The 14,505-nt window shown below is 65.0% G+C and carries 13 protein-coding genes, 1 tRNA gene, 1 rRNA gene and 1 pseudogene; 9 read left to right on the top strand and 7 right to left on the bottom strand.

Annotated features, from left to right (window positions below; genetic code table 11):
- The first annotated feature begins 234 nt into the window (after positions 1-234).
- The 7 genes and pseudogenes from ACUVYZ_RS12900 to ACUVYZ_RS12870 all read left to right on the top strand — a co-directional run bounded on the left by ACUVYZ_RS12900 (position 235) and on the right by ACUVYZ_RS12870 (position 5,961).
- Positions 235-1,098, top strand: coding sequence for a 3',5'-nucleoside bisphosphate phosphatase (locus ACUVYZ_RS12900; RefSeq protein ID WP_439934941.1), 864 nt, complete (start codon positions 235-237; stop codon positions 1,096-1,098).
- A 13-nt stretch (positions 1,099-1,111) separates the two neighbouring features.
- Entirely contained in the window at positions 1,112-1,741 is a 630-nt protein-coding gene (locus ACUVYZ_RS12895) for an L-threonylcarbamoyladenylate synthase (RefSeq protein ID WP_439934927.1), read from the top strand.
- A gap of 49 nt (positions 1,742-1,790) precedes the next feature.
- Entirely contained in the window at positions 1,791-2,453 is a 663-nt protein-coding gene (locus ACUVYZ_RS12890; RefSeq protein WP_439934928.1) for a site-2 protease family protein, read from the top strand.
- 19 nt (positions 2,454-2,472) lie between these two features.
- A complete protein-coding gene (locus ACUVYZ_RS12885; protein WP_439934929.1) occupies positions 2,473-3,675 on the top strand; it encodes a tryptophan--tRNA ligase in 1,203 nt (400 codons plus the stop codon).
- Between the two features lie 202 nt (positions 3,676-3,877).
- A complete protein-coding gene (locus ACUVYZ_RS12880) occupies positions 3,878-4,678 on the top strand; it encodes a segregation and condensation protein A (protein ID WP_439934930.1) in 801 nt (266 codons plus the stop codon).
- Positions 4,674-5,294 (top strand): annotated as a pseudogene (gene scpB / locus ACUVYZ_RS12875) (SMC-Scp complex subunit ScpB); the annotation flags it as partial. The gene ACUVYZ_RS12880 and the pseudogene scpB, both read left to right, overlap by 5 nt.
- 40 nt (positions 5,295-5,334) lie before the next feature.
- Positions 5,335-5,961 carry an AAA family ATPase gene (locus tag ACUVYZ_RS12870; RefSeq protein WP_439934931.1) on the top strand — a complete coding sequence of 209 codons (627 nt, stop codon included), beginning with the start codon at positions 5,335-5,337 and terminating at the stop codon, positions 5,959-5,961.
- Positions 5,962-5,967: 6 nt separating this feature from the next.
- Here ACUVYZ_RS12870 and ACUVYZ_RS12865 read toward each other — a convergent pair whose 3' ends face one another.
- The 7 genes from ACUVYZ_RS12865 to ACUVYZ_RS12835 form a co-directional block, all read right to left on the bottom strand.
- Positions 5,968-8,067 carry a nitric oxide reductase activation protein NorD gene (locus ACUVYZ_RS12865; protein ID WP_439934932.1) on the bottom strand — a complete coding sequence of 700 codons (2,100 nt, stop codon included), beginning with the start codon at positions 8,065-8,067 and terminating at the stop codon, positions 5,968-5,970.
- The gene (locus ACUVYZ_RS12860; RefSeq protein WP_439934933.1) at positions 8,042-8,854 is read right to left on the bottom strand and encodes a CbbQ/NirQ/NorQ/GpvN family protein; all 813 of its coding nucleotides are present in this window, start codon (positions 8,852-8,854) and stop codon (positions 8,042-8,044) included. The genes ACUVYZ_RS12865 and ACUVYZ_RS12860 overlap by 26 nt, the downstream gene beginning before the upstream one ends.
- Positions 8,855-8,859: 5 nt before the next feature.
- Positions 8,860-9,750, bottom strand: a complete 891-nt coding sequence (locus ACUVYZ_RS12855; protein WP_439934934.1) for a YkgJ family cysteine cluster protein — start codon at positions 9,748-9,750, stop codon at positions 8,860-8,862.
- A gap of 81 nt (positions 9,751-9,831) precedes the next feature.
- Positions 9,832-11,748 (bottom strand): adenylyl-sulfate reductase subunit alpha, encoded by a 1,917-nt coding sequence (gene aprA / locus ACUVYZ_RS12850; RefSeq protein WP_439934935.1) that lies wholly within the window; start codon positions 11,746-11,748, stop codon positions 9,832-9,834.
- Between the two features lie 92 nt (positions 11,749-11,840).
- Complete coding sequence (aprB, locus tag ACUVYZ_RS12845; RefSeq protein WP_439934936.1) at positions 11,841-12,305, bottom strand: adenylyl-sulfate reductase subunit beta; 465 nt, start codon at positions 12,303-12,305, stop codon at positions 11,841-11,843.
- A 59-nt stretch (positions 12,306-12,364) separates the two neighbouring features.
- Positions 12,365-13,582, bottom strand: a complete 1,218-nt coding sequence (sat, locus tag ACUVYZ_RS12840) for a sulfate adenylyltransferase (protein WP_439934937.1) — start codon at positions 13,580-13,582, stop codon at positions 12,365-12,367.
- 127 nt (positions 13,583-13,709) lie between these two features.
- Positions 13,710-14,057 carry a hypothetical protein gene (locus ACUVYZ_RS12835; RefSeq protein ID WP_439934938.1) on the bottom strand — a complete coding sequence of 116 codons (348 nt, stop codon included), beginning with the start codon at positions 14,055-14,057 and terminating at the stop codon, positions 13,710-13,712.
- 32 nt (positions 14,058-14,089) lie between these two features.
- Between ACUVYZ_RS12835 and ACUVYZ_RS12830 the strand changes: the two genes are divergently transcribed.
- Both ACUVYZ_RS12830 and ACUVYZ_RS12825 read left to right on the top strand, forming a co-directional pair.
- A tRNA-Met gene (locus ACUVYZ_RS12830) sits at positions 14,090-14,166 on the top strand.
- A gap of 244 nt (positions 14,167-14,410) precedes the next feature.
- Positions 14,411-14,505, top strand: a 16S ribosomal RNA gene (locus ACUVYZ_RS12825); the annotation flags it as partial.

Raw genomic sequence — 14,505 nt, 5'->3', positions numbered from 1 at the left:
AAAGCCGCCGCAGACACCCCAGGGCTACCCTAGCCCAGACGCTGGTTCCGGACGGGCGAGCCCAGGAAAGGCGGGGCATGGGGGAAGGCAGAGACGACATCCGGAAGGCGTCCCAGTGCCCATTATTCTGGACGAAAACCCCGGCGGGCGCATCCTATCGGCCCGCGAGCCCGGCCGTAGCGTCACGGTGCTCGGCGGGAAAGCGGGTTTTGGCCCCTGAACCGTTTTGTTATGATGACCCTTGCGCTTCCCGTTCCCATGTCCCCCGTCGATCTCCATTGCCACTCCACGGCTTCGGACGGCGTACTGGCGCCCGCCGAGGTGGTACGCCGGGCGGCCGCACGGGGAGTGGAGGTGCTGGCGTTGACCGATCACGACGAGCTGGGAGGGCTTGCCTCGGCGCGGGAGGCTGCCCGGGCCTGGGGGATCGCCTTGGTTGAGGGCGTCGAGGTGTCGGTCACCTGGCGCGCCCAGACCATCCACGTGGTGGGCCTGGGGATCGATCCGTCCCACCCCGAGCTTACGGCCGGTTTGGCCAGCCTGCGGGCCGGGCGCCGGGAGCGGGCCCGGGCGATCGCCGCCGAGCTCGGGCGTTGCGGTATCCAGGGAAGCCTGGAAGGCGCCTATGCCCACGCCCGGAACCCGGACCTGATCGGGCGCACCCATTTCGCCCGGTTCCTGGTGGAGCGGGGGGTGGCGGGGGACGTGAAGAGCGTGTTCCAGCGCTACTTGGCCCAAGGCAAGCCCGGCTACGTGCGCCACCAATGGGCCTCCTTGGACCGGGCCGTCGCCTGGATCCGGGCGAGCGGCGGGGTCGCGGTGCTGGCCCACCCCGGGCGCTATCGCCTGTCGGGCCCAGCGCTGGAAGCCTTGCTCGCCGAGTTCCGCGACCAGGGCGGGGCAGGCATCGAGGTGGTCTCGGGAAGCCATTCGCCGGAAGATTACCGGCGCTTCGCCCGCCTGGCCGGCCGCTTCGGGCTCGTCGCCTCCGCGGGCTCGGATTTCCACAGCCCCGAAGAAGGCGGGCTGGACCTGGGAGCGCTGCCGCCCCTGCCCGAGGGATGCCGGCCGGTGTGGAGCGCGCTCGGGCTGGGATGAGGGGATCTCAAGAATGGCTCAGTATTTCGAAATACACCCGAAAAACCCGCAGCCCCGGCTCATCCGCCAGGCGGCCGAGATTGTGCGCCAGGGCGGAGTGATCGTCTATCCCACCGACTCCTGCTATGCCTTGGGCTGCCGCTTGGGCGACCGGGAAGCGGCCTCCCGCATCTGCCGCATCCGCGGCGTCGACGACGATCACCTGCTCACCCTGGTATGCCGCGATCTGGCCGAGCTGGCCCAGTACGCCCGGGTGGATAACCGGCAATTCCGGCTGCTCAAGGCGGCGACCCCGGGGAGCTACACTTTCATCCTGGAAGCGACGCGGGAAGTGCCGCGACGGCTGCAGCATCCTAAGCGCAACACCATCGGCCTGCGCGTGCCGGATCATGCGGTGGCGAACGCCCTGCTGGCGGAGCTGGGCGAGCCCCTGCTCTCCTCCACTCTTCTGCTGCCGGGCGATGACTTGCCGATGAACGACGCCCAGGACATCCGCGCCCGGCTGGAGCACCAAGTGGATCTGGTGATCGACAGTGGCCCCTGCGGCGTCGAGATGACCACGGTGCTGGACCTGACCGACGAAGTGCCCAGGGTGGTGCGCAAGGGGAAGGGCTCTCCCGAAGCGCTAGGCATCACGCCTTGAGCCGGGGTCGCCGGGCCGGGGAGAAGGGCGATGGTAGAATGGCGTCTCCATGGAAGCTCATCTGATCCAGGTGATCGCCGTCTACGCCCTGCCGGTGATTTTCGCCATCACCCTCCACGAGGCCTCCCATGGCTACGTGGCCAAACACTTCGGCGACCTGACCGCTTACGCCCAGGGACGGGTCAGCCTCAATCCGATCCGCCACATCGACCCGTTCGGCACCCTCGTTCTGCCCCTCGTGACCTTGGCGGTGGGCGGCATCATGTTCGGCTGGGCGAAGCCGGTGCCGGTCAATTTCGGCAACCTGCGCCAGCCGAAGCAGGACATGCTGTGGGTCGCCGCCGCCGGTCCCGCCGCCAACTTCGCCATGGCCCTGGGTTGGGCCCTGGTAGCCAAGGCCGCCCTGGCGAACGAAGGGGCCTTCTGGTCGGAGTTTCTCTATGCCATGGGGCTCGCGGGGGTTCAGGTCAACATCATCTTCATGGCGCTTAACCTGCTGCCGGTCCCGCCCCTCGACGGCAGCAAGATCGCCATCAGCCTGTTGCCCAGGCAGCTCGCTTACCGCTACGCCGCCCTGGAGCCCTACGGGATCTACCTGCTGCTCGGGCTCATCGTCCTGGAAGGCGTGTTCAACATTCCCCTGCTGAGCGCGATCCTGTTCCCCTTGTACGAGGCTGCGCGGGGGGCGATCCTCGCGCTTTTCCACCTCTGAACCCGTCTCGCCCTTGACCATGTTTCCCGAACGCGTCCTCTCCGGCATGCGGCCCACCGGCAGCCTGCACCTGGGCCACTACCACGGCGTGCTGAAAAACTGGGTGAAGCTCCAGCACGAGTATGAATGCCTGTTCTTCGTCGCCGACTGGCATGCCCTGACCACCCATTACGACGAGCCCCAGGTGATCGCCGACAGCGTGTGGGACATGCTGATCGACTGGCTTGCGGCAGGCGTCGATCCGGCCCAGGCGACCTTGTTCATCCAGTCCCACATCCCCGAGCACGCGGAGCTGCACTTGCTGCTCTCCATGGTGACGCCCCTAGGCTGGCTGGAACGGGTGCCCACGTACAAGGACCAGCAGGAGAAGCTCTCCGACCGGGACCTGTCCACCTACGGGTTCCTGGGCTATCCGCTGCTGCAGAGCGCCGACATACTCATCTACCGGGCCACCCGGGTTCCGGTGGGGGAGGATCAGGTGCCCCACATCGAGTTCACCCGGGAGATCGCCCGCCGCTTCAACCATCTCTACGGGCGCGAGCCCAATTTCGAGGAAAAGGCGCTCAAGGCGGTGAAGAAGCTGGGCGCCAAGAAGGCCCGCCTGTACCTGGAGCTGCGCACCCGCTACCAGGAGCAGGGCGATACCGAGGCGCTTGCCGCCGGACGGGCATTGCTGGAGGAGGCGCAGAACCTCAGCCTGGGAGACCGGGAGCGCCTGTTCGGCTACCTGGAGGGTGGCGGAAAGATGATCCTCTCGGAGCCCGAAGCGCTCCTCACCGAGGCCTCCCGCCTGCCGGGCCTGGACGGGCAGAAGATGTCCAAGTCCTACGACAACACCATCGGCCTACGGGAAGCCGCCGACAGCATCGCTAAGAAGATCCGTACCATGCCCACCGACCCCGCGCGGGTGCGGCGCCAGGATCCGGGCAATCCGGCCCGCTGCCCCGTGTGGCAGTTCCATCTCGTGTATTCGGACGACGCACGGCGCAAATGGGTCCAGGAAGGATGCACGACAGCCGGGATCGGCTGCCTGGAATGCAAGCAGCCGGTCATCGACGCGATCCTGGCGGAGCAGAAGCCCATGCTGGAGCGCGCCCGGCCCTACCAGGAGGATCCCACGCTCCTGCGCAACATCATCGCGGACGGCTGCGAAAAAGCCCGCAAGCTGGCCCAGGAGACCATGCGGGAGGTGCGGGAGGTCATGGGGCTCGATTACGTTTGAGCGGGCCGGGCGGGAGGGGGCGGGTTGCCCCAGGGGACGATCCGTGAGAAAGTTAGCGTCGCCTGGGCGGCCGGCCCAGCTCCGAACAGCAGAAGGGCGCTCCGGGAATCCACCTCCTGCATCCTCGGGAAGACGGTAGACGCGTGTACTCCCCCATGCCATCCGACCAAGCGGCGACCGCGCCGCGCCAGGCCGGCACCCCATGAGCACGATGATCGACGGCGGCCCCATCGCCAGGCTCTATGGGGAGGCCCTGCAGGAGCTACCCAAGGACCTGTACATTCCGCCGGACGCGCTGGAAGTCTTTCTGGAAGCCTTCGAGGGCCCCTTGGATCTACTCCTGTACCTGATCCGCAAGCAAAACGTGGACGTGCTCGACATCCCCATGGCCGAGCTCACGCGCCAGTACATGGAATACGTGGAGTTGATGCGGGCGACCCAGCTGGAGCTGGCCGCGGAGTACCTGCTCATGGCGGCCATGCTGATCGAGATCAAGTCTCGCATGCTGCTGCCGCGCCCGCCCCGGGTCGAGGAGGCTGCGGAGGATCCCCGGGCGGAGCTGGTGCGCCGGCTCCTGGAGTACGAGCAGATCAAGCTGGCGGCCCAGCGGCTGGAGCGCATCCCGCGGGCGCTGCGCGATTTCGCCCTGGTCCAGGTCTGGATCGAGCAGGCGGCGGTCAAGCGCCTGCCCCAGGTGAACGTGGACGATCTGCGCAACGCCTGGCTCGCCTTGCTCAACCGGGTGAAGCTCTCCCGGCATCATCGCGTGACCCGGGAGGCGTTGTCGGTACGGGAGCACATGACCCGCATCCTACGGCAGCTCGCGGGACGGGATTTCGTCGAATTCGAGTCGCTGTTCGACCCGCAGGCGGGCGTTCCGGTGCTGGTGGTCACGTTCCTGGCCCTGCTGGAGCTGGCCAAGGAGCGCCTGGTGGAGGTCACCCAGCGAGAGGCCTTTGGGAACATCTATGTCCGAACCATCAACTTCCTCACCCCCGATTAATCTCGCCGAGATCAAGAAGATCCTCGAGACGGCGCTGCTCACGGCGGGCGAACCCCTCGGGATTTCCGAGCTGCGCAGGCTCTTCGACGAGGACCTCGGGGCCGATCTTGTCCGCAAGCTGCTGGAAGAGTTGCGCCAGGACTGGGCTGGCCGAGGCGTGGAGCTCACTTGCGTGGCGAGCGGCTGGCGTTTTCGCTCCCGCCCCGAGTACCAGCGCTATCTCGACCGGCTCAATCCCCAGAAACCGCCCAAGTACTCCCGGGCGGTGATGGAGACCCTGGCCATCATCGCTTACCGGCAGCCGGTGACCCGGGGCGACATCGAGGAGATCCGGGGCGTGTCGGTCTCGCCCCAGGTGATCAAGACCCTGGAGGCGCGGGGCTGGATCGAGGTGGTGGGCCATCGGGACGTGCCTGGGCGGCCGGCCCTGTTCGGCACCACCAAGGCGTTTCTCGACGACTTGGACTTGCGCTCCCTGGAGGAGCTGCCGCCGTTGGAGGACCTGGCAGGGCTGGTGGAGCGCGGCGCCGATTCTCTCCCGGCCGAGGCTCGACCCGGAGAAACAGCCGCGGAAGAAGTACCGGCCGAAGATCCCCTTGCCCAGGAAGTCCCCTCCCCCGAGCGGGCGCAGCGGGTCGCTTGAAAGGCAACGGGCCATGCGCGCAATCCTGGTGGCCAATCCGAAGGGAGGGAGCGGCAAGACCACCGTGGCCACCAACCTGGCTGCGGGTCTCGCCGCCGCCCGGGAGCGGGTCTACCTCTGGGACATCGACCGGCAGAAGTCGGCCCTGACCTGGCTGTCGATCCGGCCCGACCATCTGCCCCGGGTGGCGCGGCTGGACGGTGGCGACCCGAAAGACCGGGACTCGGGCGACCGGAGCTGGGTGGTGATCGACACGCCGGCCGGGCTCCACGGCAAGAATCTGGAGCACGCCCTGCGGCTGGCCGACAAGGTGCTCATCCCGGTCCAGCCCTCGGTGTTCGACATGGCGGCGACCCGGGACTTTCTGGACGCGTTGCTCTCGGAGAAGGCGATGCGCGGCCGCAGGCTTCCGGTGGGAGTGGTGGGGGTGCGGGTGGATCCCCGCACCCGGGCCGCCGCCACGCTGGAAGCGTTCCTCAAGCAGTACGACCTACCCATCCTAGCCATCCTCCGGGACACGGTGATCTATACCAACGCCGCGTTCCTGGGGCAGAGCGTCTTCGACCTCCCGCGCTACCTGGCGGAGCGGGACACGGAACAATGGAGGCCGGTGATCGACTGGGTGCGCGGGGGCCGCTGAGGTGGTTCAGAAGGTGAGCCGGCGGTAGATGTCGGCCACCTTGAGGGGGAGCTTCCCCGGGTCGTCCACCACCGTGTAGTTCACTTCGCCGTACATATGTGGCAGGTAGTCCCGCGCCTCCCTGTCGATGGTGATGCAATAGGGATAGATGCCCAAGCGCTTCGCTTCCAGGAGCGCCTGGCGCGTGTCTTCGATCCCGTACTCCCCCCGGTACTCGTCGCTGTAATCGTCGGGCTTCCCGTCGGAGAGGGTAATCAGGAGCTTGGTTCGGGCTTCCACTGCTTCCAGCAGGCGGGCGGCGTGGCGCAGCGCCGGTCCCATGCGGGTGTAGTCCAGGGGAATGATGCCGCCGATGCGGGACTTGACCGCCTCGCCGTAGGGCTCGTCGAAGCGCTTGACCCGGTAGAATTCGCAGCGCTTGCGGGTGATGCCGGAGAAGCCGTAGATGGCGTAGCGGTCTCTCAGTGCCTCCAGGGCCTCGCACAGCATGACCAGGGCCTCCCGCTCCGCGTCGTTGATCCAGCCTTTGGTGGAGCCGCTCATGTCCACGACGAACAACGCCGCCACATGGCGGTCGGCGCGGCGGTGCTCCACGAACAGCCGCGCCGGCAGCTCCAGCCCCTGGCGCAGATCGACGAAGGATTCCACCAGCGCGTCGAGGTCCACGTCGTCCCCGAAGGGTTCTTTGCGCAGGCGCCGCTGCTCCTGCCGCAACGCCTCGAACGTGCGTCGAAGCTGGGCGACCTGGTGCCGATATTTTTCCAAGGTGGCCTGGGCGAACTCGGGCGTCGCCGGATGCACGTCCAGCTCCCGCAGGGTGCACCACTCCCGCCGGTAGTGCCGGCGGCGGAAATCCCACTCGTCGTAGAGATAGACCTTCTCTCCCTGGACCGCTTCCGGCGCTTTCCCGGCCGCCTCGAAGCGCCGGAGCGCTCCTCTGGGGGTCCCGGCATCTCCCGCCGGTACCATGTATTCTGGGGGAAGCTCGCCCAGGTCCTGGACGATGGACTGGATCAGGTTGTGCACTTCGGGCGGGACGTTAACGGGCATCCCGTCCAGCTCCACGCGGGCGTCGAACTTCATCCCTTCATCCTCGATGCGCACCGACCATCGGGGCGGGGCCCGGCGGGCGGCCGTCGGCCTCGGCGGAGACTGTTCGGAGGCGAGCCGGGCCAGGGCCCGCTGCAAGGCTTTCCGCTCCCGCGCAAGGCGCGCTTCCCGGACCGCGAAGGCACGCTCCGGTTGAAGCCGTCCCAGGTAGCACCAACCGGGATCGTCCAAGTGATGGATAGCGCTCGCGAGTAGCGCCAGGCTGTCGGCCACGGTGGCCCCCGGCACCGCGAGCCGCTCCAGGCCCGGGACCGGCGCCAGGGGCTCGCGCGCCCTTAACGCCTCCAAAAGGCGGCCCAAACCGGGGAAGCTGCGGGTGATGCAGGCCCCCAGGCGGATCGCCTCTAGCACGTTGAGCAGTTTCAGGGCATGCTCTCCCGCCGGATACGCCTTACGCGGCAGGTTGAAGGTGCCGAACCGGGACTGTGCCCACAGATGGGCCGCAGTAGCCTTGTAGAGCTGGAAATTCTCCGCTCGGGTCGGAAAGCGGGCGAGAAAGGGGGGCAGGTAGACGGTTTCTGTGTCCGTGGTGGCGACCTCGGCCGCCGCCACCCGCAGCCGCCGGCCGGAAAGCCCGCACAGGAACAGCTCCAGCACCGGCGCCACCTCCTCGAGCCGGGCGCACCGCTCCCGGCTGCGATGGCGTTCGACGAAGGAGGGGAGCGCTTTCAGCGTCGCGGACGCGGAATACAAGCCCTGCCTGTCGTAGACGTCCATGGCGCCGATCAGCCACTCCTCCGTGCCTTCGGGCCCCAGCAGGGCCAGGGCCTGGGGCGCCAGCGCCGCGAACTGGTAGGCGAGTTCCGCGTTGCATTTAGCGACCACGGTGACCCAATGCAGCACGAAGTCCTGCTGTTCCACGCCGAGGGAGGCCAGCGCCGCCGCGAGACCCGCGGCTGTGCGGCGGGAAGTCAAAACCGGGTTGAGCTGCTCCTCCAGCCGCTCCTCCAGCGCGGCGCGCGGCAGCGGCTCAGAAGAGGGTGGAGATGAGCTCATCGACTGCGATCAGCATGTCGCGCTCGTCGGATAGCGCCTGGGCGACGGCGCCGCGGCAGGCGGCCCGGGGATCCACACCCTTGGCGATCAGCTTGCCGGCGTGGACCAGCAGCCGGGTGCTCGCCCCCTCGTCCAGCCCGTTGCCCTTAAGGCTGCGGGTCATGGCCGCGAGCTTGACCAGCTTTTCCGCCGTTTGCCCGTCGATCCCGGCCTCCCGCATGAGGATCGTCTTCTCCAGCTCGGGCTCCGGGTAAGCGAACTCGATGGCCACGAACCGCTGGCGGGTGCTGTGCTTGAGCTCCTTGAGCACGCTCTGGTAACCCGGATTGTAGGAGATCACCAGTACGAATTCCCTGGGCGCTTTCAGCACCTCGCCGCGTTTCTCGATCGGCAGGCAGCGCCGGTCGTCGGCGAGGGGATGAATGACCACGGTAGTATCCTTACGCGCCTCCACGATCTCGTCCAGGTAACAGATGCCGCCGCAGCGCACCGCCCGGGCGAGGGGGCCGTCGATCCACACGGTCTCGTTGTTGGTGATGAGATAGCGTCCGACCAGGTCGGAGGCGGTGAGATCGTCGTGGCAGGAGACCGTGATCAGGGGCCGCTTGAGCCGCCAAGCCATGTACTCCACGAAGCGGGTTTTGCCGCAGCCGGTCGGCCCCTTGAGCAATACGGGGATCTGGCTCGCGTAGGCGGCCTCGAACAGGGCGATTTCGCTGCCGACCGGTTGATAGTAGGGCTCTTGCTCGATCAGCAGCGATTCGGCGGCGAAATCATTGGCATGCACGGGGCTCAATCGAGGCTGTCGTAAACCCGATCCTGCTCCTCGGCCAGTTGCTGCGCCTTTCGCTCAGCCTGTTCCCGGAGCTTGCGCTGGTAACGCTCCCGGCGCTTTTCCACCGCGGCGGGCTTGATGGCGATGGTCCGTTCTCCGAAGAGAACCTGTTTCAGCAGGCGGAAGCCAAACTGCAGCAGTTTCACGTCGCCGGCCACGATCTCCTGCAATTCCTGCGGCGGGATGTCGAATACCTCCTGAAACGACGGGCTCTGCACGAATTCCCGCAATCCGTCCACGTCGTAGCTCGCGAGGAAGAAGAGCTCGAAGCTGCGCTGGGAGGGACGCCCGAGGGTGGGCCCGCTGGAGCGCTTCTTGAGGATGATGCTTTTCCATTCGCGATTGATCTCGTCGTACACGTCGACCCCTTGTTCGACGCGGTATTCGCGGACGGTCTGCACTTTCGGCTCGAAGTGCCCCAGGCAATGGGCCTCCTTGACCACGAAATAGGAGTCCTCCTCCACGGGAGAGTCCTTCTTGCGCATGGCCATGAGCCCCAGGGCGTAGTAGCGGCAGGCGGCGGGGCGATCAGCGTACACGCTGCAGCCCTCGGGCGCCAGGAACCGGCAGGCAGTGCTCGCCTCCCGGGTCTTGAGCTTCAACCCCGGCATGCCGTGGGCGTCCAGCGTGCAATCCACGGTGTAGCGCTCGATGAACTCCCGCGAGGTGAGGCCAAGGCGGTTCTTGAGGCGCAGGATGTCGTAAGGCGTGAGCAGGATGTCGATGTTTTCGCAGCACTTGTTGAAACAGGCGATGCCGCGATGGCAGCGGAACCGGAACTTATCGTCCAGCCCGAGCTGTACCGGCACGATGGGGCTCGATGGTTGCGGCTCGTGGAATTCGCTCATGGCACGAAAAGTATCAAAGCAAAAGGGTCCCGGAGACGCTGACCCCCCGGGACCCCCTGGAAGCTCACGAAACGACCGCGGTCAGTCCTTGATCAACTGAACGTAGGGCACCTTTTTAAGGGCCCACTTCTTAGTCTGGCGGTCGTACGTCGAGTTGACGAAGCACTTCCAGTTGTCGTCGTCTACGTAATTGAAGTCGGTCCGGTAGTAGTACCCCGGGTACCGGGTCTCCTGGCGGAACTGGATATGCTTCATGTGGCACTCTGCGGCGATGATGCGATGGTAGTTCTCCCACGCCCGCAGCAGCTCGTGGAGATCCTTGGCCCGCATTTTGAGGGAGTCCTCCTTGAGCATCTCCAGCTTGCCTTCGGCCACCTCCAGCATCTTGGCGTTGGTCTGGTACCAGGTGGAAACGCCGCCCACGTACTCGTCCATGATCTTCTGCAGACGGAACTGCAACATCTTGGGTGTGATGTAATGGGGGTTGACGTCGATGGCCGTGGTGTAGTCCTTGTACTGGAGGTAGGTTCTCACCGGCCGGTAGACCTCCTCCACCAGCTCATCCACGCTGCGCGACAGCTCCGGCTTCCAGTCCTTGTTGTCCAGGGCGAACTTCACCATCGCCTTGGCGGCTATCCGGCCCTCGGTGAAGGAGCCGGAGGAGAACTTGTGGCCGGAAGCTCCGACGCCGTCGCCAGCGGTGAAAAGTCCCTTCACCGTGGTCATGCGGTTGTAGCCCCAGGACCATTCCTTCGGAACCCCGGGCAGATCGGTCGGCCCCGAGACCCAGATACCGGCGCAGCCGGCGTGGGATCCCAGGAGATACGGCTCGGTCGGCATGATCTCGGAGGGCTTTTTATCCGGCTCGATGTTCTCGCCCGCCCAAATCCCGCACTGGGAGATGGTCATGTCGAGGAAGTCCTCCCATGCCTCCGCCTCCAGGTGCTTGATTTCTTTAGGCGTCATGTTCTCGGCGAGCTTTGCCAGGGCCGTGGGCGTGTCCATGAAGATCGGGCCCCGGCCCTCGCGCATCTCCTTGAGCATGAGGTGATTGCGCAGGCAGGTTCCCGGGACGCCCTGGCCGTATTTGCCGAAGCGCTTGGTGTCCTTGATCTCGCCCGCGTTGGCCGTGTTGTAATCCTCGCCCAGGCCGTTCATCACCTTGGCCTTGAACAGCAGGAACCAGGCGCCCACCGGGCCGTAGCCATCCTTGAAGCGCGCCGGCACGAAGCGGTTCTCCATCATCGTCATTTCGGCGCCGCACTCAGCCGCCATGGCGTAGGTGGATCCCGCGTTCCACACCGGATACCAGGCGCGCCCCGTCCCTTCGCCCACGGAGCGCGGCCGGAACACGTTCACCGCCCCGCCGCACGCGAGCAGGCAGCACTTGAACTTGTAGATGTACAGCTTGTGCTCCCGCACCGAGAAGCCGGCGGCGCCGGCGACCCGATTGGGATCGTTCTTGTCGGTTACCAGCCGGACGATGAACACCCGCTCCTGGATGTTCTCCATGCCGAGCGCCTTCTTGGCGGCCTCGGCGACGATCCACTTGTAGGACTCCCCGTTGATCATGATCTGCCAGCGGCCCGAGCGCACCGGCTTTCCGCCCTCGGTGAGTTTTTTGTCCTCGTCGCCAGGCTGCTTCCAGATGGGCAGGCCCCATTCCTCGAACAGGTGCACGGAGTCGTCCACATGCCGGCCGATGTCGTACACCAGGTCCTCGCGGATGATGCCCATGAGGTCGTTGCGCACGTAGCGGACGTAGTCCGCCGGGTCGTTCTCGCCCACGTAAGTGTTGATGGCGGACAGCCCTTGGGCCACCGCGCCGGAACGCGACAGCGCCGCCTTGTCCACCAGCTTGATCTTGAGGCCGGTCCCCTCGGCCCAGCGCATGATTTCCACGGCGCAACCGCAGGCCGCCATGCCGCCGCCGATGATAAGGATGTCCACTTCCTCCTGGATGATTTCCGGATTGCCAAATACGTATTCGTTAGCCATGTGTCCCGTGCCTTTTCGTAATCCCCTGTGCCCGACCGCCTGCGGCCGGGTCGGTCAGCCGCGTCCCGTCTTTTGCTTTCGCCAGCACTCCATCAGGAATGGACGAACTGGCTCATGTCGCACTTGTGGGTCCCGTGGGTGAAGAGCGAGCCGTGATCCTCGATTTCCGCCATGTTGGCCGCGGGTTTGCCGGCATAGGGATCGATCGAGCCTTCGGGAGTGGTGCGGATCGGAAATTTGAAGCGCTTGACCGTACCGTTGCGGAACTTGATGGTCCACATGATCGAGTCGGTGCCGCGCAGCGGTTGCACCGAAGCGCCCAAGGGAACGACGTCCGCGTAATGCCGGACCTCGATCGCGTTCTGTGGGCAGATCTTCACGCAGGAATAACATTCCCAGCACTGCTCCGGCTCTTGGTTGAAGGCCTTCATCGCGTGGCCGGTCAGGGAGCCGTCCTTGTCGAGCAGCATCAGATCGTGAGGACAGATGTACATACAGGCGGTCTTGTCCTGGCCCTTGCATCCGTCGCACTTGTCGGTTCGCACGTAGGTTGGCATCGCGATCTCCCGGTTGATGAAACTATGGGAAGGGATTCTCCCCTCGGTTCAAAACGCGCTCAGCGCGCCGAGTGTCCGCTGAGCTTCACTTCTACCCGCTCCTCGTCTTTCAAGCCGCTATAGTATTCGCGGAGGATGGCCAATACCTCCGGCCGGCTGAACTCGTTCGGAATCTCCAGCCCCTCGGATAGGGCTTTGCGCAGCTTGGTGCCCGACAGCAGCAACCGATCCCGGTCTTCGTGGGGGCAGGTGCGGGCGGAAGCCATGCCACCGCACCGGTAACACCAGAAAGTCCAGTCGATCTTGAGCGGCCTGATCTCCAGGGCGTCTCGAGGAATCTCGTCGAAAATTCGATGGGCATCGAAGGGGCCGTAATAGCTTCCGACCCCGGCGTGGTCTCGCCCGACGATGAGATGGGAGCACCCGTAGTTCTGACGGAAGACGGCATGCAGCAGCGCCTCGCGGGGGCCTGCATAGCGCATATCGAGGGGATAGCCCGCCTGAACGACCGTGTCCTTCACGAAGTAATTATCGATGAGGGCGGCGATCGCCCGCGTCCGAACCTCCGCCGGGATGTCTCCCGGCTTGAGGTTGCCGAGCAGGCTGTGGATCAAGACGCCGTCGCAGACCTCGATGGCGATCTTCACCAGATATTCATGAGAACGGTGCATGGGATTGCGGGTCTGAAACGCCGCCACCGTCGCCCACCCCTTCTTCTCGAAGATCGCCCGGGTTTGGGCGGGGGTCATGTAGATGCCCGGGTACCGGGCCGGGAAGTCGCCTTCGGAAAGCAGCCTCACTGGACCCGCCAGGTTCACCGGCCCCTGGTCCATCACCATTTTTACCCCGGGGTGTTCCGGGTCCGTGGTCTTGTACACCATCATGCACTCGTGGGCCTTATCGATGGTGTACTTCTCGGTGACCTTCATGGTCGCCATGATGGCGCCGGCGTCCCCGTCCACCAGGGCGATTTCCATGCCAGCTCGGATGCTCTGCGCCGTGACCTCGTCGGTGGAGAGGGTGATGGGAATGGGCCAGAAGAGGCCGCTGGCGGTCTTGTAGCCGTCGCATACCCCTTCCCAATCGGCCCGCGTCATGAACCCGTCCAGGGGCGTGAAGCCGCCGATCCCGAGCATGATGAGGTCGCCTTTTTCCCGGGAAGAAAGGCGGACTGCGGGCAAACTCCGCGCCCGCTTTAGTTCTTCCTCGCGAGCCTCGTCGGGGAGCAACAGGGGCTTAAGACCTCCCCCTCCGTGGGGATTCACCAACCTGGGCATTTTCTCCGCCTCCTGGCCAAGCTTCTCTGTTTTTTTCGCCAGAGGAAAATAGCATGGTGCCCCTCACGGCTTGATGCATTTATTTTATTGATGGATAAAAGGGAATTTTGTGGCTTCCGGAGGAGCTTCATGGAAGCTCCAATCCCTCGGGTAGCCGTCCTTTCGTCCAGAAACCGGCGGAAAGCTCCACCACGACAGGTTCCGGGGCCGTACGCCGGGGGCGGCCGTAGCTGTCCGGCTGGATCGACTCTCCGCCTTGCTGGGGTTCTAGGACCAGAGCGGGCCCCTCCTCGAGGATTTCCACCACGATGTAGGGAATGCCGTAGTAGCGAACGGTTTTTCCGATAAGCTTGCGGAAAGCACGCAGATTTTTTGTATCTTTTTGTTTCATTGAAGAAAATATTGTTGTGAAGGGGGCGGGAGGTCGGGAGCGGCTAAATTTTTCCCCTGCCGTGGCAGCGTTGACTCTCTCCACCACTGCAAGCTACAATTCTTTTCTCTTTCGGGCGCGGGGTGGAGCAGTCTGGTAGCTCGTCGGGCTCATAACCCGAAGGTCGTAGGTTCAAATCCTTCCCCCGCAACCATTGCTCTTTAACAATCGAACAGCCGATCGGTGTGGGCACGGGTTAGAGGGGTCGTGGGGTGCGCTTTTGAGCAGCGGCTTTGAAGGACCCTGAAGCTTGGGCTCATGCCGAGGAGTTCTGTCACGGGAGCCTCCTTTGAGGTTGGAGTAGAGGGGGGTTTTCGAGGACTTTGAGTGGGATGAGCCTTGGCCCGCAGTTTCCGCCTCCCCGTTGGGGGGGTGGGGATGTCGGGCGGATCGGAATTGAACTGGAGAGTTTGATCCTGGCTCAGATTGAACGCTGGCGGCATGCCTTACACATGCAAGTCGAACGGTAACAGGCCTTTCGGGGTGCTGACGA

The organism is Pelomicrobium sp. P1 (genome assembly GCF_052805615.1).
The sequence above is the reverse complement of the archived record's forward strand: the minus strand, read 5'-3'. Positions and strand labels throughout refer to the sequence as shown.